We start from the raw sequence: 24,289 nt of genomic DNA on the forward strand, positions 1-24,289 counted from the left end.
CGCCTAATTGCTCATTATTCTCGGCAACCTGCCGACAACGTTCTGAATATTCGTGTGGAATCAGGAGTTCCGATGCGCTTACGTCAGTTGTGTCTGTTGGCAGTGTTAATGATCGGGGCTACGGCCCACGCTGAAGAAACCTCGAGCACCGGCAGTTCCACGCCCCTGTCCTTGAGCGCCGGCGCCCAGATCACCGAGTTGCAGCAACGTTTGAAAGAAAGCGAACGGCAGCGTGAAGAACTGAGCAAGCAACTGCAAAGCGCGGATGCCACCCGCGAAAGCGCTCAATTGAGTCGCCTTCGCCAGGAGAACCAACGCCTGGCCCAGCAACTCAAAGATGCACAGGGCGGCGCCTTGACCCGCTGGCTGACCGAGCAGCAGCAATGGTTCGTCACCGGTGGGGCCGTCGCACTGATCGCCCTGCTGTGCGGGATCTTCGCCAGCGGTGGGCACCGTCGCCGTCGACAATGGCTAAATTGAGTGAGTCATGAGCGAGCTGTTACTGATAGATGATGACCAGGAACTCTGCGAGCTGCTGAGCAGTTGGCTGAGCCAGGAAGGTTTCCAGGTGCGCGCCTGCCACGATGGCTTGAGCGCGCGCAAAGCCTTGGCCGACAGCGCCCCGGCGGCGGTGGTGCTCGACGTGATGCTGCCCGACGGCAGCGGCCTGGAGCTGCTCAAGCAATTGCGCAACGACCATCCGGAGCTGCCGGTGCTGATGCTTTCGGCGCGGGGCGAACCCCTGGACCGCATCCTCGGCCTGGAATTGGGCGCCGACGACTACCTGGCCAAGCCCTGCGACCCACGCGAACTTACCGCGCGGCTGCGCGCGGTATTGCGCCGCAGCCACCCGGCCGCCGTCTCCAGCCAACTGGAACTGGGCGACCTGTGCTTCAGCCCGGTGCGCGGCGTGGTCAGCATCGATGAACAGGAGTTCACCCTCACCGTCTCCGAAAGCCGCCTGCTGGAAGCATTATTGCGCCAGCCCGGCGAGCCACTGGACAAGCAGGAACTGGCGCAGATCGCCCTGGGCCGCAAGCTGACCCTTTACGATCGCAGCCTGGACATGCACGTCAGCAACCTGCGCAAGAAGATCGGCCCGCACCCGGATGGCCGGCCACGGATCGTGGCGTTGCGCAGCCGCGGCTACTACTACAGCCTCTAACCCGCCCCTCGCTCCTACAGGGTTTTGTCAGTTCACAACAAAACCCTCTTTACTCAAGCTTTACCCACACCTGACCGCCGCTGACCTTGATCTCCGTAACCTACTCACATCCGGACTCACCGGAATAGAGACAGGAGAATCACCATGCGCAAGACCCTTATCGCTTTGATGTTCGCCGCCGCACTGCCGACCGTTGCCATGGCCGCACTGCCAGAAGGCCCAGGCCCGATGGGCGGCCCTGAAGGGCACATGATGGGTGGCCCGGGCCACGGCGGTGAACACGGTCCGCGCGGCAAAGGCGGCCCCTTCAGCCAACTGGACCTGAGCCGCGAACAGCGCGAACAGATCGGCAAGCTGATGGGCGACCAATGGCACGCTCGCAAAGACCTGGTCAAAAAGTACCTGGACAAACTCCCGGCCGCCGACCAGAAAGCTATGCAGGATGAAATCGCCGCCGGCAAGCAGAAGACCCAGGCCGATATCCGCGCCGTGCTCAAGCCTGACCAGCAGAAGAAGTTCGACGAGATCGTCAAGAAGCAAGAACAGCGCCGTGCCGAATGGAAGGAATTCCAGGCCTGGAAAGCGCAACAGCCGCAAAAAGCGCAATAATGCACCCGCGTTAACACTCCCAGCCCAGTGGCCACCGCCACTGGGCTTTTCCGGTTTGAGGGTTTCCTGTGCGTTCATTGTTCTGGCGCATCCTGGCCAGTTTCTGGCTGGCCATCGCCCTGGTTGCCGGGTTGTCGATCCTGCTTGGGCACATGCTTAACCAGGATGCCTGGATTCTCAGCCGCCACCCCGGCCTCAATAACCTCGCGCAAGAGTGGACCCAACTCTACGAAGCCCAGGGCGAGGATGCCGCCCAGGACCTGCTGCAACAGCGCAAGCGCCAGTACCACATCGACGTGCAAGTGCTCAACGAAAGTGGCGAGCCGGTGGTGCGCGGCACCTTCCCGCGCCGCGCCGCCGCCTTTGAAGCCCGACAGAACGACAGCAAGGAAGGTCATCTGCCCTGGCGACGCCTGACCGCCGAGTACACCAGCGAGAAGACCGGCGACACCTACCTGTTGATCTACCGCATCCCGCACCCGGAGCTGGACGAGTGGCACCGCAGCAGCCTGACATGGCCCTTGAGCGCACTGACGATTGCCCTGGTGGTGCTGACCTTGTTCAGCCTGTTCGTCACCTTGTCCATCACCCGCCCACTGAGCCGCCTGCGCGGCGCGGTGCATGACCTCGGCCAGGCCACCTACCAGCAGAACAGCCTGGCGCAACTGGCCAACCGCCGCGATGAGTTCGGTGTACTCGCCACCGACTTCAACCGCATGGGCGCACGCCTGCAAAGCCTGATCGGCAGCCAACGCCAACTGCTGCGCGACGTGTCCCATGAACTGCGCTCGCCCCTCGCGCGCCTGCGCATCGCCCTGGCCCTGGCCGAACGCGCCAGCCCCGAAGAACGGGAAAAACTCTGGCCACGCCTGACCCGCGAATGCGACCGCCTGGAAGCGCTGATCAGCGAGATCCTGGTGCTGGCCCGCGTCGATGCCGACAATGCCAGCGCCGAAGACGTCGACCTCATCCCCCTGCTCAAAACCCTGCAAAAGGATGCCCAACTCAGCGCGCCGGACCAGGTGGTGCAACTGAGCACCGATGCCGACCTGCAACTGAAGGGCTGGCCGACCATGATCGAACGGGCTGTGGATAACCTGCTGCGCAATGCCCAGCGCTTCAACCCGCCGGGACAACCCATTGAATTGCACGCACAGCGCCAGGGCGAACGTATCCTGATCAGCGTGCGCGACCATGGCCCCGGTGTGGACGCCGAACACCTGAGCCAACTCGGTGAACCGTTCTACCGCGCTCCCGGCCAGACCGCCCAAGGCCACGGCCTGGGCCTGGCGATCGCGCGACGCGCGGCCGAACGCCACGGTGGCAGCCTGATCCTGGCCAATCACCCAACCGGTGGTTTTATCGCCAGCATCGACCTGCCGTTGGAACCGGGAGTTGTCACGCCGGTGTGATGATCTTCTATAGTGGCCCTTCTCTTACGGAGGGCCTTTGATGACTGACCTGCTGACTCCCATCCAAGCCGCACTCGATCTACCCCACACCCCGCTGACCTTCACCGAGGCTGGCGCCCTGCCCTCGACCTTCGCCGTCACCGAACTGGCCAGTGCCAGCATCGGCGGCGCCGGGCAGGCCGTCGCTCAGTTGATCCGGCAACAGACCGGGCGCCTGCCCGACGTGACCGTGGACCGACGCCTCGCCTCTTTCTGGTTCTCGTCCTCGATCCGCCCGCGGGGCTGGCAAGTGCCGCCGTTGTGGGATCCGGTGGCCGGCGATTACGCCAGCGCCGATGGCTGGATTCGCCTGCATACCAACGCGCCTCATCACCGTGCCGCCGCCGAACGGGTGCTGGGCAAGGTCGCCGACCGCGCCGGGATGGCCGGCAAGGTCGCGGCGTGGAACGCGGCAGAACTGGAACAGGCGATTGTCGACCAAGGTGGCTGCGCCGCGCAGATGCGTGCCTGGCAAGCCTGGCAGCAGCACCCGCAGGGGTTGGCGGTGAACGCCGAGGCGCTGGTCCAACGCCAGGCCTTCGAAACCACGACCGACAAACCCTGGCACGGTTCGCTGGCACGCCCGCTGGCCGGCCTCAAGGTGCTGGATCTGACCCGCGTCTTGGCCGGCCCGGTGGCCAGTCGTTTCCTTGCCGGCCTCGGCGCGGATGTCCTGCGCATCGACTCACCCACCTGGAACGAACCCGGCGTGGTCCCGGAAATGACCCTGGGCAAACGCTGCGCGCGCCTGGACCTGAAAACGCCCGAAGGCCGGCGGGTTTTCGAGCGTTTGCTCAGGGACGCCGACATCCTGTTCCACGGTTACCGCGCTGACGCCCTGGAGCATCTGGGCTACACCGCTCCCGAATTGCAACACCTCGCCCCCGGCCTGATCGACGTCAGCCTCAACGCCTACGGCTGGAGCGGCCCGTGGCGTAATCGCCGGGGCTTCGACAGCCTGGTGCAGATGAGCAGCGGGATCGCCGAGGCCGGCATGCTCTGGAAACACGCGGATAAACCGCTGCCGCTGCCGTTGCAGGCGCTGGATCACGCGACCGGGTATCTGATGGCGGCCAGTGCGATTCAGGCGCTGGGCGAACGGTTTCAGTCGGGGCGCGGTGGTTCGGCGCGGTTGTCGTTGGCACGCACCGCAACGTTACTGGTGCAAGCAGGCCAAGTGCCCGACCAACCGGCGTTGCGCGAGGAAGAACCAGGGGATCAAGGCCTGGTCGTCGAACAGACCGCCTGGGGCCAGGCCCATCGGCTGCTGCCCCCGCTGACTATCAGCGGTACGCCATTGCAATGGGATTTGCCGGCGGGAGAATTGGGCTCCCACCGGCCTCAATGGTGACTTGACGGCCGCTAGCGGGAGCAAGTCCCATCACAACGACAACACCCCTCTGTACAACCCATATGCCGCCAGCCCCGCGCCGGCGATCACGCAACTGAAAATGCCTTTCTCAACGTGGGTAAACAACGGCTGGCCCTGTTCGCGCTTGGCCAGGGCGAACAGGATCACGCCCGGCGCATACAACAGCGCCGACAGCAGCAGGTATTTAAGGCCCCCGGCGTAGAGCAACCATACGGCATAACCCAGGGCGATCAACCCCACCAGCAGGTCCTTGATGCGATGGCGGTGGGCACCTTCATAGGTTTCACCACGCCCGCTCAGCAACACCGCGTAAGCCGCCGACCACAGGTAAGGCACGAGGATCATCGACGACGCCAGGTAGATCAGGGTGGTGTAGGTGCTGTGGGAAAACAGCGTGATCACCAGGAAGACCTGGATCATCACATTGGTCAGCCACAAGGCGTTGACCGGCACCTGGTTGGCATTTTCCTTTTTCAGGAAGGCCGGCATGGTCTTGTCATGGGCGGTGGCATAGAGGATCTCTGCACACAGCAGCGCCCAGGACAACAAGGCACCCAGCAGCGACACGGCCAGGCCGATACTGATCAGCAACGCGCCCCAGGGACCGACGATATGCTCGAGCACACCGGCCAGGGACGGGTTTTGCAGGCCGGCCAGCTCCGCCTGGCTCATGATGCCCAGGGACAACACATTCACCAGCACCAACAGCGCCAGCACGCCGAGAAAGCCGATCACCGTGGCCCGCCCCACATCCGCGCGCTTCTCGGCCCGCGCCGAATACACACTGGCGCCTTCGATGCCGATAAACACAAATACCGTGACCAGCATCATATTGCGCACCTGGTCCACCACACTGCCGAATTGCGGCTTTTCCAGGCCCCAGATGTCAGCCGTGAAGATATCGGCCTTGAACGCCACGGCGGCGATCACCACGAACATCAGCAGCGGCACCAGCTTGGCCACGGTGGTGATCTGGTTGATGAACGCGGCTTCCTTGATCCCGCGCATCACCAGGAAATGCACGGCCCACAGCAGCAACGATGCGCAGCCGATGGCCACCGGCGTGTTGCCTTGGCCGAACACCGGGAAAAAATAGCCGAGGGTGCTGAACAGCAACACGAAATAACCGACATTGCCCATCCACGCGCTGATCCAGTAACCCCAGGCCGATGAGAACCCCATGTAGTCGCCGAAACCCGCCTTGGCGTAGGCGTACACCCCGGAATCCAGTTCCGGCTTGCGATTGGCCAGGGTCTGGAAGACAAACGCCAGGGTCAGCATGCCCACGGCGGTGATCGCCCAACCGATCAACACCGCGCCCACCTCCGCGCGCGCGGCCATGTTCTGCGGCAACGAGAAAATCCCCCCGCCGATCATCGAGCCCACCACCAGGGCAATCAGGGCGCCAAGCCGAAGTTTCTGGGTCGGTTGAGACATGCAGACTCCTGAATAAGATTTGAGCTGACAACCGTGCACTCAACTAATTAACTCAACGAGTGTAGCGTTTATTAAAGACAGCGATAAAACCGCCACGCTCATAACTCAACGGCATGACAGTTTTTATAGTTTAGGCTTATTTAGATTTTAAATACGCCGAATACTTTGTCGCTTCCAAGCTATTTATTGTCGCCGTTGCGAAAAGTTTGCACATTCGGGAAAACGGGCTAGTTTCAAACGTCCATACGCAGCACTAAATGATTGACCAAACCGCAGAGATCGCTCTGGAAAGCGCCTTTGCGCGGAAAACTATTGCCCACGATTTCCCAGTCTAAGTCATTAATTCACAATGGAATGTGCCAATGAAGTGATCTGAGTCAGCTGTTTGATTAGCGCACGGAATTATTCTGTGGTCTCTCTTCTCCTGCATTGGAGTTATGCGATGTCTGAATCTCCCGGAAAACTTCGATTGGGTGCACTGGTTGCACTTGTCGTCGGCTCAATGATTGGCGGCGGGATCTTCTCTCTGCCGCAAAACATGGCCGCCAGTGCCGATGTTGGCGCGGTATTGATCGGCTGGGTAATTACCGCCGTGGGCATGCTGACCCTGGCGTTTGTCTTCCAGACCCTGGCCAACCGCAAACCTGACCTGGACGGCGGCGTCTACGCCTACGCCAAGGCCGGCTTCGGTGACTACATGGGCTTTTCGTCGGCCTGGGGTTACTGGATCAGCGCCTGGTTGGGCAACGTCGGTTACTTCGTCCTCCTGTTCAGCACCCTCGGTTACTTCTTCCCGATCTTCGGCGAAGGCAATACACCTGCGGCAGTGATTGGCGCGTCGGTCTTGCTGTGGGCCGTGCACTTTCTGGTGCTGCGCGGGATCAAGGAGGCGGCGTTCATCAACCTGGTGACCACGGTCGCTAAGGTGGTGCCGCTGGTGCTGTTCGTGTTGATCGCCGTGTTCGCCTTCAAGCTGGACATCTTCACCGCTGACATCTGGGGCGTGAAAAACCCGGACCTGGGCAGCGTGATGAACCAGGTGCGCAACATGATGCTGGTCACCGTGTGGGTGTTCATCGGTATCGAAGGCGCAAGCATCTTCTCCTCCCGTGCAGAAAAACGCTCCGACGTCGGCAAGGCCACGGTGATCGGCTTTATCACCGTGCTGCTGTTCCTGATGCTGGTGAACGTGCTGTCCCTGGGCATCATGACCCAACCGGAGCTGGCCAAGCTGCAGAACCCGTCGATGGCCGCCGTGCTGGAGCATGTGGTGGGCCACTGGGGTGCGGTGCTGATCAGCGTCGGCTTGATCATCTCGTTGCTGGGTGCGCTGCTGTCGTGGGTGCTGCTGTGTGCGGAGATCATGTTCGCCGCCGCCAAGGACCACACCATGCCGGAGTTCCTGCGCAAGGAAAACGCCAACCATGTGCCGGCCAACGCCCTGTGGCTGACCAACGCCATGGTCCAGATATTCCTGGTGATCACGCTGTTTTCCGCCAGTACCTACCTGTCGCTGATCTACCTCGCCACCTCGATGATCCTGGTGCCGTACCTGTGGTCGGCGGCCTACGCGCTACTGCTGGCGGTACGCGGCGAAACCTACGAAAACGCCCTCAAGGAGCGCAGGAAAGACCTGTTTATCGGCGCGATCGCACTGATCTACGCGGTCTGGCTGCTCTACGCCGGCGGCGTCAAATACTTGCTGTTGTCCGCCCTGCTCTATGCCCCCGGCGCGATCCTGTTCGCCAAGGCCAAGCATGAACTGGGCAAACCGATTTTCACCAACGTCGAGAAGTTGATTTTCGCCGCAGTCGTCATTGGCGCCCTGGTGGCTGCCTATGGCCTCTACGACGGCTTCCTGACTCTGTAATTGTTGTTCCTTGGAGGATCTGTAATGACCACGGAAAAAGTGAAGTACGGCGTACATTCCGAAGCCGGCAAACTGCGCAAAGTCATGGTGTGCTCCCCAGGCTTGGCCCACCAACGGCTGACCCCCAATAACTGCGATGAACTGCTGTTCGATGACGTGTTGTGGGTGGCCCAGGCCAAGCGCGACCACTTCGACTTCGTCACCAAGATGCGCGAGCGGGACATTGATGTGCTGGAAATGCACAACCTGCTGACCGATATCGTCGCCATCCCCGAAGCCCTGGACTGGATCCTGGCGCGCAAGATCACCTCCAACACCGTGGGCCTGGGCCTGGTCGAGGAAGTCAGCTCCTGGCTGCGCAGCCTGGAGCCGCGCAAGATCGCCGAGTTCCTGATTGGCGGCGTGTCGGCCGATGACCTGCCGAGCAGCTTCGGTGGCAAGACCATCGAGATGTTCCGCGACTTCCTCGGCCACGCCAGTTTTATCCTGCCGCCGCTGCCCAACACCCAGTTCACCCGCGACACCACCTGCTGGATCTACGGCGGCGTGACGCTCAACCCGATGTACTGGCCGGCGCGACGCCAGGAAACCCTGCTGGCCAGCGCCATCTACAAATTCCACCCCGAGTTCACCAACGCGGACTTCCAGATCTGGTACGGCGACCCCGACCAGGAACACGGTGCCGCCACGCTCGAAGGCGGTGACGTCATGCCGATTGGCAATGGCGTGGTGTTGATCGGCATGGGCGAGCGTTCGTCCCACCAGGCCATCGGCCAACTGGCGCGCAACCTGTTCAAGAACAAAGCGGTGGAACGGGTGATCGTTGCCGGCCTGCCGAAATCCCGCGCGGCGATGCACCTGGACACCGTGTTCAGCTTCTGCGACCGCGACCTGGTGACCATCTTCCCCGAAGTGGTCAACCAGATCGTGCCCTTCACCCTGCGCCCTGACGAAAGCAAGCCCCACGGCATCGACATTCAGCGGGAGAAAACCAACTTCCTCGAGACCGTGGCCGCCGCGCTCAACCTCAAGGCCCTGCGCGTGGTCGAGACCGGCGGCAACAGCTTCGCCGCCGAACGCGAGCAGTGGGACGACGGCAACAACGTGGTGGCCGTGGAGCCTGGCGTAGTGATCGGCTACGACCGCAACACCTACACCAACACCCTGCTGCGCAAGGCCGGCGTGGAAGTCATCACCATCAGCGCCGGTGAGCTCGGCCGTGGCCGTGGCGGCGGCCACTGCATGACCTGCCCGATCATCCGCGACCCTATCGACTATTAAGGAGATTCCATCATGGCTTTCAATATGCGCAACCGCAGCCTACTGTCGCTGATGCACCACACCACCCGCGAGCTGCACTACCTGCTGGACCTGTCCCGCGACCTCAAGCGCGCCAAATACACCGGCACCGAGCGTCCGCACCTGCAAGGCAAGAACATCGCGCTGATCTTCGAAAAAACCTCGACCCGCACCCGTTGCGCCTTCGAAGTGGCGGCCCACGACCAGGGTGCCCACGTCACCTATATCGACCCGGTGTCGTCGCAGATCGGCCACAAAGAAAGCATGAAAGACACCGCCCGCGTACTCGGTCGCATGTTCGACGCCATTGAATACCGTGGCTTCGAGCAGGAAATCGTCGAAGAGCTGGCCAAGTTCGCCGGCGTGCCGGTGTTCAACGGCCTCACCGCCGAGTTCCACCCGACCCAAATGATCGCCGACACCCTGACCATGCGCGAGCACAGCGACAAGCCGCTGCATGACATCAGCTACGCCTACCTGGGTGACGCGCGCTACAACATGGGTAACTCACTGCTGATGATCGGCGCCAAGCTCGGCATGGACGTGCGCATCGGCGCGCCGAAAGCCCTGTGGCCCCATGAAGACTTCATCAAACAGTGCCAGGCCTTCGCCGAGGAAAGCGGCGCGCGCATTACCATCACCGAAGACCCGAAAGAAGCCGTCAAAGGCGTGGACTTCATCCACACCGATATCTGGGTGTCCATGGGTGAGCCGGTGGAAGCGTGGGACGAACGCATCGAGCAACTGCTGCCGTACCAGGTCAACGCCAAGATGATGAAAGCCTCGGGCAACCCTCGGGTGAAATTCATGCACTGCCTGCCGGCGTTCCACAACAGCGAAACCAAGGTCGGCAAGGACATCGCCGCACGTTATCCGAACCTGGCCAATGGTGTGGAAGTGACCGAGGACGTCTTCGAGTCGCCGGCCAACATCGCCTTTGAGCAGGCGGAAAACCGCATGCACACCATCAAGGCGATCCTGGTGTCGGCACTCGCGGATATCTAAAGGCTACACGGTCAAATGTGGGAGGGCTTGCCCCCCTCCCACATTGGCCTCTGTGTTCACACCTATAGAAGGATTGCATTATGCGCATCGTCGTAGCCCTGGGCGGCAACGCCCTCCTGCGCCGTGGTGAACCCATGACCGCAGACAACCAACGCGCCAATATCCGCATTGCCACCGAACAGATCGCCAAGATCCATGCCGGCAACGAACTGGTCATCGCCCACGGCAATGGCCCGCAGGTCGGCCTGCTGTCGTTGCAGGCGGCGGCCTACACCAGCGTTTCGCCGTACCCGCTGGACGTGCTCGGTGCCGAGACCGAAGGCATGATCGGCTACATCATCGAACAGGAACTGGGCAACCTGCTGGACTTCGAAGTGCCGTTCGCCACCCTGCTCACCCAGGTGGAAGTGGACGCCAAGGACCCGGCCTTCCAGAACCCGACCAAGCCCATCGGCCCGGTGTATTCCAAGGCCGAAGCGGAAAAACTCGCCGCCGAGAAAGGCTGGGCCATCGCCCCGGATGGCGATAAATATCGCCGCGTCGTGGCCAGCCCACGGCCCAAACGCATCTTCGAGATTCGCCCGATCAAATGGCTGCTGGAAAAAAGCGCCATCGTGATCTGCGCCGGTGGTGGCGGTATCCCGACCCTGTACGGTGAAGACGGCAAGCTCAAGGGCATCGAAGCCGTGATCGACAAAGACCTGTGCTCCTCGTTGCTGGCCACGCAACTGGACGCCGATTTGCTGGTGATCGCCACCGACGTCAACGCCGCCTTTATCGACTTCGGCAAGCCGACCCAGAAAGCCATCGGCCAGGCCCACCCCGACGACATGGAAAAACTCGGCTTCGCCGCCGGCTCCATGGGCCCCAAGGTGCAAGCCGCCTGCGAGTTCGCTCGCCAGACTGGCAAAACCGCGGTGATCGGTTCACTCTCCGACATCGAAGCCATCGTCCAGGGCAGCGCCGGCACACGCATCAGCACGGCGACACCTGGCATCACCTATCTGTGAAGTAGAGGAGATACGCCTATGGCCACCTTTGAACCCGGTCACCTGCACGTCGAACGTCACGCGCTGAACAAGGACGACTACAGCTACAACCTGTGTATCGACTACGAAGTCAGCCAGGACCCAAAGGAAGGCAAGGGCATGCTGTTCAAGCTGCACGGCTCGGTGCAGGGCAAGGACCTCAAGGAAGAGTTCTTCTTGCCCAAGGACCAGGCATTCGACTTTGCCCGGCATGCGATGAACATCGCGCAGAAGTATGGGATGCCGAAGATTGCGGTGTTGAATGGCTCGATGCACAAACAGTACGACCTGATGTTCGAGGATGTGCGGCATCAACTGGATGTGAAATCCGGGGACCCGATCAAGCCTGAACACCTGGAATAACCCGACGCCCCCGACACCAACACTCAAATGTGGGAGCAAGCCCGCTCCCACATTTTTGATCTCCATCACCTGTCAGGCATACTGGCCACCCTCAGTACGCCAGAACCAACATTCGCCCCATGCGTATCCACGTCAGCTTTATCGACCGCGTCGGTATCACCCAGGAAGTCCTGGCCTTGCTCGGTGGGCGCAATCTCAACCTGGATGCGGTGGAAATGGTGCCGCCCAACGTCTATATCGATGCGCCGACCCTCAGCGCCGACGTGCTCGAAGAACTGCGTGACGCGCTGTTCAGCGTGCACGGCGTACAAGCGGTGACGGTGGTGGACATCCTTCCCGGCCAGCGCCGCCACCTGCAACTCGACGCCCTGCTGGCGGCCATGACCGACCCGGTGCTGGCCCTGGACAGCGCGGGCAAGATCCTGCTGGCCAACCCGGCGCTGATCGCGCTGTACGGTCGCGAACCGGCCGGGGAAAGTATCGCCGAGCTGTTCAATGACCCGGCCTTGCTGGACACCTTGCTGGAAAACGGCTTTCGCCTGCCCTTGCGTGAAATCAGCGTCAACGGCCAGACGTTTTTGCTCGACGCCACGCCGATCACCCATGCCGGCGCCCTGCTCACCCTGTACCAACCCAACCGCATCGGCGAACAACTGTCGGCGCTGCACCACGATCATGCCGAAGGCTTTGATGCGCTGCTGGGCGAATCCCCGGTGATCCGTACCCTCAAGGCACGCGCACAACGGGTGGCCGCGCTCGATGCGCCGCTGTTGATCCAGGGCGAAACCGGCACCGGCAAGGAGTTGGTGGCGCGGGCCTGCCACGCCATCAGCGCGCGCCACAGTGCGCCGTTTTTGGCGCTGAACTGCGCGGCGCTGCCGGAGAATCTCGCCGAGAGTGAATTGTTCGGCTACGCCCCCGGCGCCTTTACCGGCGCCCAACGCGGCGGCAAGCCGGGGCTGATGGAGCTGGCCAACCAGGGCACGGTGTTTCTCGATGAGATCGGCGAAATGTCGCCCTATTTGCAAGCCAAGTTGCTGCGTTTTCTCAACGACGGCAGCTTCCGCCGGGTCGGCGGCGACCGCGAAGTGAAGGTCAATGTGCGCATCCTCAGCGCCACCCACCGCGACCTGGAAAAAATGGTCAGCGAAGGCACCTTCCGCGAAGACCTGTTCTACCGCCTCAACGTGCTCAACGTGGAGGTGCCGCCCCTGCGTGAGCGCGGCCAGGACATCCTGCTGTTGGCCCGCTACTTCATGCAACAGGCCTGTGCGCAGATCCAGCGCCCGGTGTGCCGCCTGGCGCCCGGCACCTATCCGGCGCTGTTGGGCAACCGCTGGCCGGGCAATGTGCGCCAGTTGCAGAACGTGATCTTCCGCGCCGCCGCCATCTGCGAAAGCAGCCTGGTGGACATCGGTGACCTGGACATCGCCGGCACCTCCGTGGCCCGCCAGAACGACGGCGAAGTCGATAGCCTGGAACAGGCCGTCGAGGACTTCGAACGCAGCCTGCTGGAGAAACTCTACGTCAGTTACCCCTCGACCCGGCAGTTGGCCAGCCGCCTGCAAACCTCACACACCGCCATCGCCCACCGCTTGCGCAAGTACGGCATTCCCGCAAAACCCTGAGCGCCTGCCTCACCAGAACGCACGCCGGCCACGATGCTTGATAACGCCGGTGGCGCTGAAAAACAGTTGCGTGGCCATGGGCGGGCTGATGCGCGAATAGTAGATCGCGATGGCCTCGTTGTCGGTTTTGTCGAGCAGGCTGCGAAAGCTCATGAAACGCTGCTCCGGCCTTTTCAGATGGCCGGCGTTGTAGGGTAAATCGGGGTCCGTGGGCGACGAGTAATGAAAGTGCGCATACGCCAGGACCTTGCCCTGCCTGTCCTTGACCACATACTCCTGCAGGAAATCATCCACCCGCTTGAGCGCAATACGCCCCTCGATGCGCAGTATCTGCACCTGATCCCGGGCCTGGAGCCAGGCAATCGCATCCTCATCGGGCGGCAAGCGCTTGATCATCTCGATGCGTAATCCTCGCCCCTGCTCCAGAGAGTGGCTGGCGGCCTGTTCCAGTTCATCGAGCAGCGCCTGGGCCGCGGTATCCGGCGTTGACGGCAGTGCCTTGCGGATCTTTTCGGCAACCGCCTTGATACCCTCGGACTGCCGCGTCAACCGGGCTTCGACGCTGGCCGGCAGCGTGGCACTGCGCGCTTCGTCGCGGGCCTGCTGCAGCACCAGCGGTGCCCTGGCCAACAAGCGACGCGCGTCGGCCTTGAGGTTTTCCAGGGAACGCGTCGGCCGCGGCATCACCGCGCCAGCCTCGGTGATCGCTTCGAACGCATCCGAACCCGGCTGCTGATGCAGGCTGACCACCACGGCCTGGTCAATCGGGTTGATAACATCAACGATGTCTTCGGTCGCCTCCGGCGTGCGGGCGCGAACCCGTCCCAATTGATAGCGTTTCTTCGAATCGCGGATCAACCGTTGATCGCCCTCAAGGGAGCGTACCCGGCCAGGCTGAGGGTTGCGCTCGTGCTCACGCAGCAGCTTTGCCAGGGCTATTCTCGACTCCTGTTCCAGGCTGAGGATCGTGGCTTGCACCGGCACCTCGACATCCCCATGGATCAATTCCGGCGCGGCGGCACGGTATTCATCCAGGAGCGCCAGGGTTTTCGCGTATTCGTGCAGCACCGCCCGGGTGCCGTCGATGCGCTGTTGCACACTCAGCAAGCCTGGCTCATCGATGGTTTTCTGGGACTGGGCCGACTGGATCGCCTCATCCATGGCCGCGTCGATCCGACTGTAATCATCCTGTTCTTCAGGCAGCGGCAGCCGGCGCCACAGCTGCTCCTTGAGCACCTGCAACTGCACGGTCCGCCAGTCCAATGGCAGCCCGTATGAGGACGGTTGCAACTCGCCGATGTAAGACTTGTAGGCAGGAATGCTGAGCAACCGCTCGTAATTGACCCGTTCCCAGAAGCTCAGGTTGACCATCTTGTCGTGAAACTCGCCGATCCTGCGGCTCTCTTCGGTCAAGGTCCCGATCACCGCCTGGGCCGCGATCGCGTCCTCCCCCGCCACTCGCTCCGACAGTTGCGCGAGATGCGCTTCGGAAAACTGCTCCTCGCGGCGACTGAAGGTCAGCACGAACATCTGCCGGCGCATGTTCAGCACGATATCTTCCAACTGCAGGCACTGTTCCCGTTCAAAGCCGTCCAGGGGCTTGTTGGCGTTTCTGCGCATCAGCACATTGAGTTTTTTCTGTTGCGCATCGGCCTTTTTTTCCAACTCGCGCAGGTAACGCGCCCTGGCATCGCGCCGGTGCTGCTCGGTAAAGGCCGCCTCGGAGGTCAGGTGCGCCTTCTCACACAGGTCTTCGGCCGCGGTCACGACACGCTCGAGGCTCTGTAATTCGCTGCTTGCCGCGCTGTATTCGTGCTCAAGCTCAAGCTTTTGCCGCTCGATGTGGGCACGCCGCTGGGCCACCGTGCTCTTTGGCTGCCCGCCAACCAGGCGCAGGCCCAGGTCGATTTTCCATACCCCATGGGCATCCTTGTCCAGCCACGGGCCGAGACGCTGGGGTTGCCGCAGATCGACGACCCGCCAGCCATCCCTGACCGCCCTCACGCCATAGACTTTGCTGTCTATCAAGGTGTACTGCTCGTGACGGGCCGCGCTGCCGTCGCGCTGGACCAGCACCCGACCACGCACCGGGCTGGCCGCCGAGGCCAGTGTCGGCGAGTCGGGCCAGCGTTCGCCCTGCCTGGGTGACCATTGGAAGGTCTCGAGCTGGGCACGCTGCTGGGTCGTAAGCCTGGACCTTGAGTTGGCCCAGGAAAAATCCATTGCCGTGACGTCGGCGAATGAAGGCTGCCAGGCAAACGTCGACGCCGAGTGGCGCGTGTGGCTGGCCGGGATCAAGTCAGGGGCCTGGGCACCGCCCGAACTCAAGCGCAGCCGTTGATCCAGCGTGACCACCGGGCTCATCAGCAGGCCGGCCACGCTGCCGATCAGCTCGGCGAAGGCATTGGCGGAATCTTCGCGGCTCGTCTCGGCCGGCAGCGCCAGCACCGCCTGGAATGTCCTGAAGGTCTGGGACAACCAGCCCGCCACCGCCACCGGGCCCCTGACCATCGGCAAAAGCGCATTGAACACTTGCCACAGATCATTCTTGAACAGGGTCCAACGCAGCGCCTCGTTGGAAACCGACTGTTTGACGGCGCGCTGCCACAGGTCTCGGGCGTTTTCATCGAAGACGCTCTCAAGGAACTCGCCACGCACCGGTTCGTCACTCAGCAGCGCCGGGCTCGATGCGGGCAGTACGTCGAACTCATCGCCCTGCAGCACACGCTGGACATGGGGGCGCAGAAAACCGCCGTTGGCAAACAGGGCACGGCTGTCCTGCGGTAAACGCTGCAGCACCACGGGTTGAAGATCGCTGCCCACCGTTGCGATCGCGTCGAGCAATGCCTGGCGGCTGGGAAACTGTTGCAGCATCGCGTCGGTTTGATCCGGCCGGTAGAGAATATGCGGCAGCGTGCTGTTGTCGCGGGGACCGATGACAAACAGGTTGTGCGCTTGATGGGCCAGCCCGCCTGCATGGGCCAGGAACGCCAGGGGCCGGGCGACGATCACCTCACCGTCGACCACACGCTGGAGCGGATCTTCCCGCAGCAACGCGTGCACCACCCGAGCACCGGAGCGGGTAAAGCCGTTGCGTTGGCGCAGGCTGTTTTCAAGGGCGCGCATCGGCAGTTGCAGCGCCATCTGAGCGACAAACAAACGGCGCCGCCGTGCAGACTGCGTCGGGTCAGCGATCAGTGCGTGCTCCAGCAACGGCGGATAGTGCTTGCCCACGTCCACCCGTTCGATCAGCCCCTTGAGATAGGCCGGCGTGACCCAGCGCGGCACGTTACCTGACGTGGCCTGGTGGCTGATGTGCACACTGGCATAGGCGCTGGCGAAGGGGTTTTCCAGCGACCACTGGGTCAAGGTCCGGGTGGTCCGTTGCGTCCAGCCAACCGTGCCGCCCTGGGTGCGCTCAAAGGTCAGGAGGCAGTCGTCCGGGTTGATGGGGGCCTGCGCTGGATGATCCAGGCGCATTTGCCGTTGCAGCGCCTTGCGCGCATACACATCGATCGGCTCGAGGCCATCGAGGAACGTTGCACCGCCGGTGCTGCGCTGCAGCTGCGCCAGGCGCTCCAGCCACTGACCGTAAGCCAGGCGATCCGCGCTGCTGGCCCGCTGTAGCCAGACCGGCAGCTGTTCTTCATGAGGTTGTTCGAGAGCATCCGGGTCGAACCAGGCCAGTGGCGAGGTGAGCGTGGTGAACAGCTGTTCATAGCTGCCGATGTCGGGCAGTGCCGACCAGTCAACCCGCCGCACATCGCGAAGTTGGCGTTCGAGCAAGGCCTGGGCCAACGCATCGAACACATCGCCCTCGGGCTCGCGCAGTACCCATTGCAGCGGCGCCCCTGGCCGGTAACGGCTCATATAGCGCGGCAGCAGGTCACCCAAGGCGTCCAGGGACTCGAGCTGCAACAGGTTCATCACCGGGATATAGACGAGGGTGACCTGTTGCCCCTGGACTCGACGCTGCAAGACCAACAGCGGCAGCCATTCGCCCGGGTCCCCGGCCTGGGCCGCATAGACTTGATAGATATGCAGCGCATCGGCGTCACCCAAGGCCTCTCGATCCGCCCGATACCCCCAAAGCTGCTGTGCCTGCTCATCGCCCAGCCCCACCAGCAGCCGCGCCTGCTCCGGCGTCAATGGCGGGTTCTGCCGCGCCGTGAGCAGGCATGCACGTAACTGGCTGCTGATCGCGTGCCAACGGCTGTCGGCCGAACCGTCCGACACGCGCGCGTTCCAGTATTGCACCAAGCGCTCGGCAAAACCCGCCAGCACATCGGGCGCCAGGGTGTTGAGCATCCACTCGATATCGTCCACGGTGATGGCGCCGCTCGCCGGTTCGAACACCTGCGGTGCAGACTGCACCAACAGCACATGATGGCCTGGCGTGTAGTTCAGCGCGTCACCCTTCATGCAGCGCTGGATCAGCGCATCGCTCAAGGTGATAAGCGGCATGTGGCGGCGGCCGCTCGAGGTTGGCTGGATCACGCCGATCCAGCTGTTACCGGCCTGCAGGCCGGAACCGGCAAACCACTGCCCGATCCATTCCTGGATCATTGCGCGGGCCACTTGGGTCAGGCCCAGGCGTCGGGCGAAGACCTTGGATAAATAGTCGCGAGACGTCCGCGCCTGGGAAATCTCTGGGGGAATAACCTTTGAAGCACTCATGGGGCGCATCCTGATGACGAAGTGCGCGCACGGTAAAACGCCGGCCGGCCTCCCGGACGGTAGATAAATCGCGAAAAACGACGTCCATGCGTACTGAAAGCGCTACAGTGGAACGATATCGCTACAACCTTGTTTTTTGCGCGCCATGCAAGGCTTTGATCCGCATAGGCTTTTTTTCGACGGCCGGACTGTAGCGAAATCGCTACACACAAATACGCTATCGTTATAACCGTTTTTGACAAGCTATTGATTAATAAAGGATTAATCACATTGGCCGCGATATTGCTAAGCAACTCCCCATTATTCCAATCCTGCCCACCAGACGATTCTGGCCCTGAGGAGTTTCCATGAGCGAGTTGCGTTTCACTGAAGATCACGAATGGCTGCGCGCCGAAGCTGACGGCAGCGTCACCGTGGGTATCACCGCTTTCGCGCAGAACGCGCTCGGTGATGTGGTGTTCGTGCAACTGCCGGAGTTGCAGGCCTATGACAAGGGCGCTGAAGCGTCCACGGTTGAATCGGTCAAGGCCGCCAGCGGCGTGTACATGCCGTTGGACGGTGAAGTGCTGGAAGTGAACGCCAAACTCGATGGCAACCCGGAACTGGTCAACGAAGACCCGCTGGGCGAAGGCTGGTTCTTCCGCTTTAAACCGGCCGATGCCGGGGCAGTCGCTAAACTGTTGGATCAGGACGCGTACGACCGTCTGATCAAAGCCAACGCCGAAGCCTGAGGAGCGCGCCATGACCATCAATCTCAGCACCGCCAATGAGTTCATCGCCCGCCACATCGGCCCGCGCCAGGAAGATGAGCAGCAGATGCTCGCCAGCCTGGGCTTCGATTCCCTGGAAGCCCTGAGCGCCAGCGTGATCCCGGAAAGCATCAAGGGCACCAGCGTGCTCGGCCTGGAAGACGGCCTGGGCGAAGCCGAGGCCCTGGCCAGGATCAAGGCCATCGCCAGCCAGAACCAACTGTTCAAGACCTACATCGGCCAGGGCTACTACAACTGCCATACGCCGTCGCCGATCCTGCGCAACCTTCTGGAAAACCCGGCCTGGTACACCGCCTACACGCCTTATCAGCCAGAAATTTCCCAAGGCCGCCTGGAAGCGCTGCTGAACTTCCAGACCCTGATCAGCGACCTCACCGGCCTGCCGATCGCCAACGCCTCGCTGCTCGATGAAGCCACCGCCGCCGCCGAAGCCATGACCTTCTGCAAGCGCCTGAGCAAGAACAAGGGCAGCAACGCCTTCTTCGCCTCGGTCCACAGCCACCCGCAAACCCTCGACGTACTGCGCACCCGTGCCGAGCCGCTGGGCATCGACGTAGTGGTGGGCGATGAGCGCGAACTGACCGATGTCAGCCCGTTCTTCGGCGCCCTGCTGCAATACCCGGCCAGCAACGGTGACGTGTTCGACTACCGCGCTTTGACCGAGCGTTTCCATGCCGCCAACGCCCTGGTGGCCGTGGCTGCCGATCTGTTGGCCCTGACCCTGCTGGCCCCGCCGGGTGAGTTCGGTGCCGATGTGGCCATCGGCAGCGCGCAACGCTTCGGCGTGCCGCTGGGCTTCGGTGGCCCGCACGCGGCGTACTTCTCCACCAAGGATGCGTTCAAGCGCGACATGCCGGGGCGTCTGGTCGGTGTGTCGGTAGACCGCTTCGGCAAGCCGGCCCTGCGCCTGGCCATGCAGACCCGCGAGCAACATATCCGCCGCGAGAAAGCCACCAGCAACATCTGCACCGCGCAAGTGCTGCTCGCCAACATCGCCAGCATGTATGCCGTGTACCACGGGCCCAAGGGCCTGACCCAGATCGCCAAGCGCATTCACCAGCTGACCGCGATGCTCGCCAAGGGCTTGACCGCCCTGGGCCTCAAGGTCGAGCAGGCACACTTCTTCGACACCCTGACCCTGCACACCGGCGCCGACACCGCTGCGCTGCACGACAAGGCCCGCGCCCAGCGCATCAACCTGCGCGTGGTGGACGCCGAGCGGGTTGGCCTGTCGGTCGACGAAACCACCACCCAGGCCGATATCGAAACCCTGTGGGCGATCTTTGCCAATGGCAAAGCCCTGCCGGACGTCAACGCCACGGTGGACAGCCGCCTCCCCGACGCATTACTGCGCCAGTCGCCGATCCTCAGCCATCCGGTGTTCAACCGTTATCACTCGGAAACCGAGCTGATGCGTTACCTGCGCAAGCTGGCGGACAAGGACCTGGCCCTGGACCGCACCATGATCCCGCTGGGCTCGTGCACCATGAAGCTCAACGCCGCCAGTGAAATGATCCCGGTGACCTGGGCCGAGTTCGGTGCCCTGCACCCGTTCGCCCCGGCCGAGCAAAGCGCCGGCTACCTGCAACTGACCTCCGACCTGGAGGCCATGCTCTGCGCGGCCACCGGGTATGACGCGATCTCCCTGCAGCCGAACGCCGGTTCCCAGGGCGAGTACGCCGGCCTGTTGGCCATCCGTGCCTATCACCAGAGCCGTGGCGAAGCACGTCGTGACATCTGCCTGATCCCATCGTCAGCCCACGGCACCAACCCGGCCACCGCCAACATGGCCGGCATGCGTGTGGTGGTCACCGCTTGCGATGCACGCGGTAACGTCGACATCGAAGACCTGCGCACCAAGGCCATCGAGCACCGCGAGCACCTCGCCGCGCTGATGATTACCTACCCGTCCACCCACGGCGTGTTCGAGGAAGGTATCCGCGAAATCTGCGGGATCATCCACGACAACGGCGGCCAGGTGTACATCGACGGCGCCAACATGAACGCGATGGTTGGCCTGTGCGCACCGGGCAAGTTCGGCGGCGACGTGTCCCACCTGAATTTGCACAAGACCTTCTGCATCCCCCACGGCGGTGGCGGCCCGGGCGTTGGCCCGATTGGCGTCAAGTCCCACCTCACGCCCTTCCTGCCCGGCCACGCGGCCATGGCGCGCAAGGAAGGCGCGGTGTGTGCGGCCCCGTTCGGCAGTGCAAGCATCCTGCCGATCACCTGGATGTACATCAGCATGATGGGCGGCGCAGGCCTCAAGCGCGCGTCGCAGTTGGCGATCCTGAATGCCAACTACATTTCCCGTCGCCTCGAAGAGCACTACCCCGTGCTGTACACCGGCAGCAACGGCCTGGTGGCGCACGAATGCATCCTCGACCTGCGCCCGCTGAAGGACAGCAGCGGCATCAGCGTGGATGACGTGGCCAAGCGCCTGATCGACTTTGGCTTCCACGCCCCGACCATGTCGTTCCCGGTGGCGGGTACGTTGATGATCGAGCCGACCGAAAGCGAGTCCAAGGAAGAACTGGACCGCTTCTGCGACGCGATGATCGCCATCCGCGAGGAAATCCGCGCGGTGGAAAACGGCACCCTGGACAAGGACGACAACCCGCTGAAAAACGCACCGCATACCGCGGCGGAACTGGTTGGTGAATGGAACCACCCATACAGCCGTGAACAAGCGGTGTACCCGGTGGCTTCGTTGATCGAAGGCAAGTACTGGCCACCGGTTGGCCGGGTCGACAACGTGTTTGGTGATCGCAACCTGGTGTGTGCGTGCCCGTCGATCGAGAGTTACGCATAACCCGACTGGCTGAGCGCGGTCAAAAATGTGGGAGGGGGCTCGCCCCCGATAGCGGTGTGTCAGTCACCAGAACTTTCTACTGACCCACCGCTATCGGGGGCAAGTCGAATCGTCGCACCGCCCCTCCCACATTGACCGAGTACACCCAATACATAACAAGAAACCGGAGAACAACTCATGTCCTTAAGCGTGTTCGACCTGTTCAAGATTGGCATCGGCCCCTCCAGTTCCCACACCGTCGGCCCCATGCGCGCGGCCGCTCGATTCGTCGAAGGCCTCAAGCGTGACAATCTGCTGAGCGCCACCACCGGCATCAAGGTGGAACTCTATGGCTCCCTCGGCGCCACCGGCAAAGGCCACGGTAGCGACAAGGCCGTGCTGCTGGGCCTGGAAGGCGAACACCCGGACACCGTGAACACCCAAACCGTGGCCGCACGCCTGGCGCAGATGCGCGGCGACGGTCGCTTGAACCTGCTCGGCGAACACAGCATTGCGTTCAACGAGAAAGAACACCTGGCGATGATTCGCAAACCCCTGGCCTACCACCCCAACGGCATGATTTTTCGTGCCTTTGATGCGGCGGGTATCCAGATCCGCAGCCGCGAGTACTACTCGGTGGGCGGCGGTTTTGTGGTGGATGAAGATGCCGCCGGCGCCGACCGGATCGTCGAAGACGCCACCCCACTGACGTTCCCGTTCAAACATGCCAAGGACTTGCTCGGCCATTGCACCACCTACGGGCTGTCCATCAGCCAGGTGATGCTGACCAATGAAAGTGCCTGGCGCCCGGAAGCGGAAACCCGTGCCGGCCTGTTGAAGATCTGGCAGGTGATGCAGGACTGCGTAGAGGCCGGCTGCCACAACGAAGGCATCTTGCCCGGCGGCTTGAAGGTCAAGCGTCGCGCCGCCGCCTTGCATCGCCAGTTGTGCAAGAACCCGGAGTCGGCCCTGCGCGACCCGTTGTCGGTGCTGGACTGGGTCAACCTGTACGCCCTGGCCGTCAACGAAGAAAACGCCAACGGCGGGCGCGTGGTCACGGCGCCCACAAACGGCGCGGCCGGGATTGTGCCGGCGGTGCTGCATTACTACATGCGCTTTATTCCCGGCGCGAATGAAGACGGCGTGGTGCGCTTCCTGCTCACCGCCGCCGCCATCGGCATTCTCTACAAGGAAAACGCCTCCATCTCCGGTGCCGAAGTCGGTTGCCAGGGTGAAGTCGGCGTGGCCTGTTCCATGGCCGCCGGCGCGTTGTGCGAAGTATTGGGCGGTACGGTTTCCCAGGTGGAAAACGCCGCCGAAATCGGCATGGAACACAACCTCGGCCTGACCTGCGACCCGATTGGCGGCCTGGTGCAGGTGCCCTGCATCGAGCGCAATGCCATGGGCTCGGTGAAGGCCATCAATGCGGTGCGCATGGCCTTGCGTGGCGACGGGCAACACTTCGTCTCGCTGGACAAGGTCATCCGCACCATGCGCCAGACCGGCGCCGACATGAAAAGCAAATACAAGGAAACCGCCCGTGGCGGTTTGGCGGTCAACATTATCGAGTGCTGACGCCTAAAGGCGCGCCGGCACGTTTTTCAGGAGCTGAACATGTCCACCGAAACCCTGTTGAAAACCCCATTGCACGCCCTGCACCTCGAGCTGGGTGCACGCATGGTGCCCTTCGCCGGCTACGACATGCCGGTGCAATACCCACTGGGCGTGATGAAGGAGCACCTGCACACCCGTGAACAGGCCGGGTTGTTCGACGTGTCCCACATGGGCCAGATCCGCCTGACCGGCGCCAATGCCGCCAAGGCCCTGGAAACCCTGGTACCGGTCGACATCATCGACCTGCCGGTCGGCATGCAGCGCTACGCTATGTTCACCAACGGCCAGGGCGGCATCCTCGACGACCTGATGGTGGCGAACCTGGGTAACGACGAACTGTTCCTGGTAGTCAACGCGGCCTGCAAGGACCAGGACCTGGCGCACCTGCGCCAGCATATCGGCGAGCAGTGCCGCATCGAGCCGCTGTTCGAAGAACGCGCGCTGCTGGCCCTGCAAGGTCCGGCCGCAGTGAAGGTATTGGCGCGCCTGGCACCGGAAGTCACCCGGATGACCTTCATGCAATTCGCGCCGGTGCGCCTGCTGGGCGTGGATTGCTACGTCAGCCGCTCGGGCTACACCGGTGAAGACGGTTTTGAAATCTCCGTGCCTGCCGCCAGCGCCGAAAGCCTGGCGCGCAGCCTGCTGGCCGAGGACGAAGTGCAGGCCATCGGCCTGGGCGCCCGTGACTCGCTGCGCCTGGAAGCCGGCCTGTGCCTGTACGGCCACGACATGAACACCGAGACCACACCGATCGAAGCCAGCCTCCTGTGGGCAATCTCCAAGGCCCGACGCACCGACGGTGCGCGTGCCGGTGGCTTCCCGGGAGCCGATCGCATCTTCACCCAGCAGCAAACCGGTGTAAGCCGCAAGCGCGTAGGCCTGCTGCCCCAGGAGCGCACGCCTGTGCGTGAAGGCGCAGAGATCGTCGATGCACACGGCAGCGTGATCGGCAGCGTGTGCAGCGGTGGTTTTGGCCCGAGCCTGGGTGGCCCACTGGCCATGGGTTACCTGGACAGCGCATTCACCGCACTGGACACCGAAGTCTCTGCGTTGGTGCGTGGGAAAAAAGTGCCACTTCGTGTAAGCAAAATGCCATTTGTGCCGCAACGTTACTATCGTGGCTGATTGACTGTTCCTATAAGTAACGCGGTTGCGTTAACGTGCACTAATCTGTAACGCAACCGCCATAAAACAGTGCAGCAACGATAGG

17 protein-coding genes are annotated in these 24,289 nt (G+C 62.6%); 15 read left to right on the forward strand and 2 right to left on the reverse strand.

Annotated elements, in window-relative coordinates; translation table 11 throughout:
- The first annotated feature begins 72 nt into the window (after positions 1-72).
- The 5 genes from NIBR502773_RS08985 (at position 73) to NIBR502773_RS09005 (ending at position 4,576) form a co-directional block, all read left to right on the forward strand.
- Positions 73-480: a translation initiation factor 2 gene (locus tag NIBR502773_RS08985; protein ID WP_027605567.1), complete on the forward strand. Its 408-nt coding sequence runs from the start codon at positions 73-75 to the stop codon at positions 478-480.
- Between the two features lie 7 nt (positions 481-487).
- Complete coding sequence (locus tag NIBR502773_RS08990; RefSeq protein ID WP_027605566.1) at positions 488-1,165, forward strand: response regulator transcription factor; 678 nt, start codon at positions 488-490, stop codon at positions 1,163-1,165.
- 144 nt (positions 1,166-1,309) lie between these two features.
- A complete protein-coding gene (locus NIBR502773_RS08995; protein WP_027605565.1) occupies positions 1,310-1,774 on the forward strand; it encodes an LTXXQ domain protein in 465 nt (154 codons plus the stop codon).
- Between the two features lie 68 nt (positions 1,775-1,842).
- Entirely contained in the window at positions 1,843-3,186 is a 1,344-nt protein-coding gene (locus NIBR502773_RS09000; protein WP_092488927.1) for a HAMP domain-containing sensor histidine kinase, read from the forward strand.
- 40 nt (positions 3,187-3,226) lie between these two features.
- A complete protein-coding gene (locus NIBR502773_RS09005; protein WP_141155886.1) occupies positions 3,227-4,576 on the forward strand; it encodes a CoA transferase in 1,350 nt (449 codons plus the stop codon).
- Between the two features lie 30 nt (positions 4,577-4,606).
- Here the strand turns inward: NIBR502773_RS09005 and arcD (NIBR502773_RS09010) are convergent, their stop codons facing one another.
- Positions 4,607-6,034 (reverse strand): arginine-ornithine antiporter, encoded by a 1,428-nt coding sequence (arcD, locus tag NIBR502773_RS09010; protein ID WP_141155887.1) that lies wholly within the window; start codon positions 6,032-6,034, stop codon positions 4,607-4,609.
- Positions 6,035-6,476: 442 nt separating this feature from the next.
- Here arcD (NIBR502773_RS09010) and arcD (NIBR502773_RS09015) point away from each other — a divergent pair, with 442 nt between their 5' ends.
- The 6 genes from arcD (NIBR502773_RS09015) (at position 6,477) to NIBR502773_RS09040 (ending at position 13,227) form a co-directional block, all read left to right on the forward strand.
- The gene (gene arcD, locus NIBR502773_RS09015) at positions 6,477-7,904 is read left to right on the forward strand and encodes an arginine-ornithine antiporter (RefSeq protein WP_065939154.1); all 1,428 of its coding nucleotides are present in this window, start codon (positions 6,477-6,479) and stop codon (positions 7,902-7,904) included.
- A gap of 24 nt (positions 7,905-7,928) precedes the next feature.
- Positions 7,929-9,185 carry an arginine deiminase gene (gene arcA / locus NIBR502773_RS09020; RefSeq protein WP_141155888.1) on the forward strand — a complete coding sequence of 419 codons (1,257 nt, stop codon included), beginning with the start codon at positions 7,929-7,931 and terminating at the stop codon, positions 9,183-9,185.
- A gap of 12 nt (positions 9,186-9,197) precedes the next feature.
- On the forward strand, positions 9,198-10,208 hold the full coding sequence (locus NIBR502773_RS09025) for an ornithine carbamoyltransferase (protein ID WP_141155889.1): 1,011 nt from the start codon (positions 9,198-9,200) through the stop codon (positions 10,206-10,208).
- Between the two features lie 80 nt (positions 10,209-10,288).
- Positions 10,289-11,218: a carbamate kinase gene (gene arcC / locus NIBR502773_RS09030; protein ID WP_065925908.1), complete on the forward strand. Its 930-nt coding sequence runs from the start codon at positions 10,289-10,291 to the stop codon at positions 11,216-11,218.
- Between the two features lie 18 nt (positions 11,219-11,236).
- A complete protein-coding gene (locus NIBR502773_RS09035) occupies positions 11,237-11,599 on the forward strand; it encodes a DUF5064 family protein (RefSeq protein ID WP_027605557.1) in 363 nt (120 codons plus the stop codon).
- A 119-nt stretch (positions 11,600-11,718) separates the two neighbouring features.
- The gene (locus NIBR502773_RS09040) at positions 11,719-13,227 is read left to right on the forward strand and encodes a sigma-54-dependent transcriptional regulator (RefSeq protein WP_141155890.1); all 1,509 of its coding nucleotides are present in this window, start codon (positions 11,719-11,721) and stop codon (positions 13,225-13,227) included.
- Between the two features lie 9 nt (positions 13,228-13,236).
- Here the strand turns inward: NIBR502773_RS09040 and NIBR502773_RS09045 are convergent, their stop codons facing one another.
- Positions 13,237-17,904 (reverse strand): hypothetical protein, encoded by a 4,668-nt coding sequence (locus NIBR502773_RS09045; RefSeq protein ID WP_141155891.1) that lies wholly within the window; start codon positions 17,902-17,904, stop codon positions 13,237-13,239.
- 347 nt (positions 17,905-18,251) lie between these two features.
- Here NIBR502773_RS09045 and gcvH point away from each other — a divergent pair, with 347 nt between their 5' ends.
- The 4 genes from gcvH to gcvT all read left to right on the forward strand — a co-directional run bounded on the left by gcvH (position 18,252) and on the right by gcvT (position 24,204).
- Positions 18,252-18,635, forward strand: a complete 384-nt coding sequence (gcvH, locus tag NIBR502773_RS09050) for a glycine cleavage system protein GcvH (protein WP_065939158.1) — start codon at positions 18,252-18,254, stop codon at positions 18,633-18,635.
- Positions 18,636-18,645: 10 nt separating this feature from the next.
- Positions 18,646-21,486, forward strand: coding sequence for an aminomethyl-transferring glycine dehydrogenase (gcvP, locus tag NIBR502773_RS09055; protein ID WP_141155892.1), 2,841 nt, complete (start codon positions 18,646-18,648; stop codon positions 21,484-21,486).
- A gap of 177 nt (positions 21,487-21,663) precedes the next feature.
- Positions 21,664-23,040, forward strand: a complete 1,377-nt coding sequence (locus NIBR502773_RS09060; protein ID WP_141155893.1) for an L-serine ammonia-lyase — start codon at positions 21,664-21,666, stop codon at positions 23,038-23,040.
- 39 nt (positions 23,041-23,079) lie between these two features.
- Positions 23,080-24,204: a glycine cleavage system aminomethyltransferase GcvT gene (gcvT, locus tag NIBR502773_RS09065; RefSeq protein WP_065939161.1), complete on the forward strand. Its 1,125-nt coding sequence runs from the start codon at positions 23,080-23,082 to the stop codon at positions 24,202-24,204.
- Positions 24,205-24,289 lie beyond the last annotated feature (85 nt).

Source organism: Pseudomonas sp. NIBRBAC000502773 (assembly GCF_006517195.1).
GTDB classification, from domain to species: domain Bacteria; phylum Pseudomonadota; class Gammaproteobacteria; order Pseudomonadales; family Pseudomonadaceae; genus Aquipseudomonas; species Aquipseudomonas marginalis.

Bases quoted from the DNA above. Each gene is read 5' to 3' on its own strand.
- NIBR502773_RS09005 (WP_141155886.1), top strand. From the start codon at position 3,227: ATGACTGACCTGCTGACTCCCATCCAAGCCGCACTCGATCTACCCCAC.
- gcvP (WP_141155892.1), top strand. From the start codon at position 18,646: ATGACCATCAATCTCAGCACCGCCAATGAGTTCATCGCCCGCCACATC.
- arcA (WP_141155888.1), top strand. From the start codon at position 7,929: ATGACCACGGAAAAAGTGAAGTACGGCGTACATTCCGAAGCCGGCAAA.
- NIBR502773_RS08985 (WP_027605567.1), top strand. From the start codon at position 73: ATGCGCTTACGTCAGTTGTGTCTGTTGGCAGTGTTAATGATCGGGGCT.
- NIBR502773_RS09060 (WP_141155893.1), top strand. From the start codon at position 21,664: ATGTCCTTAAGCGTGTTCGACCTGTTCAAGATTGGCATCGGCCCCTCC.
- NIBR502773_RS09040 (WP_141155890.1), top strand. From the start codon at position 11,719: ATGCGTATCCACGTCAGCTTTATCGACCGCGTCGGTATCACCCAGGAA.
- arcD (WP_141155887.1), bottom strand. From the start codon at position 6,034: ATGTCTCAACCGACCCAGAAACTTCGGCTTGGCGCCCTGATTGCCCTG.
- arcD (WP_065939154.1), top strand. From the start codon at position 6,477: ATGTCTGAATCTCCCGGAAAACTTCGATTGGGTGCACTGGTTGCACTT.
- NIBR502773_RS09035 (WP_027605557.1), top strand. From the start codon at position 11,237: ATGGCCACCTTTGAACCCGGTCACCTGCACGTCGAACGTCACGCGCTG.
- arcC (WP_065925908.1), top strand. From the start codon at position 10,289: ATGCGCATCGTCGTAGCCCTGGGCGGCAACGCCCTCCTGCGCCGTGGT.
- gcvH (WP_065939158.1), top strand. From the start codon at position 18,252: ATGAGCGAGTTGCGTTTCACTGAAGATCACGAATGGCTGCGCGCCGAA.
- gcvT (WP_065939161.1), top strand. From the start codon at position 23,080: ATGTCCACCGAAACCCTGTTGAAAACCCCATTGCACGCCCTGCACCTC.
- NIBR502773_RS08995 (WP_027605565.1), top strand. From the start codon at position 1,310: ATGCGCAAGACCCTTATCGCTTTGATGTTCGCCGCCGCACTGCCGACC.
- NIBR502773_RS09045 (WP_141155891.1), bottom strand. From the start codon at position 17,904: ATGAGTGCTTCAAAGGTTATTCCCCCAGAGATTTCCCAGGCGCGGACG.
- NIBR502773_RS09025 (WP_141155889.1), top strand. From the start codon at position 9,198: ATGGCTTTCAATATGCGCAACCGCAGCCTACTGTCGCTGATGCACCAC.
- NIBR502773_RS08990 (WP_027605566.1), top strand. From the start codon at position 488: ATGAGCGAGCTGTTACTGATAGATGATGACCAGGAACTCTGCGAGCTG.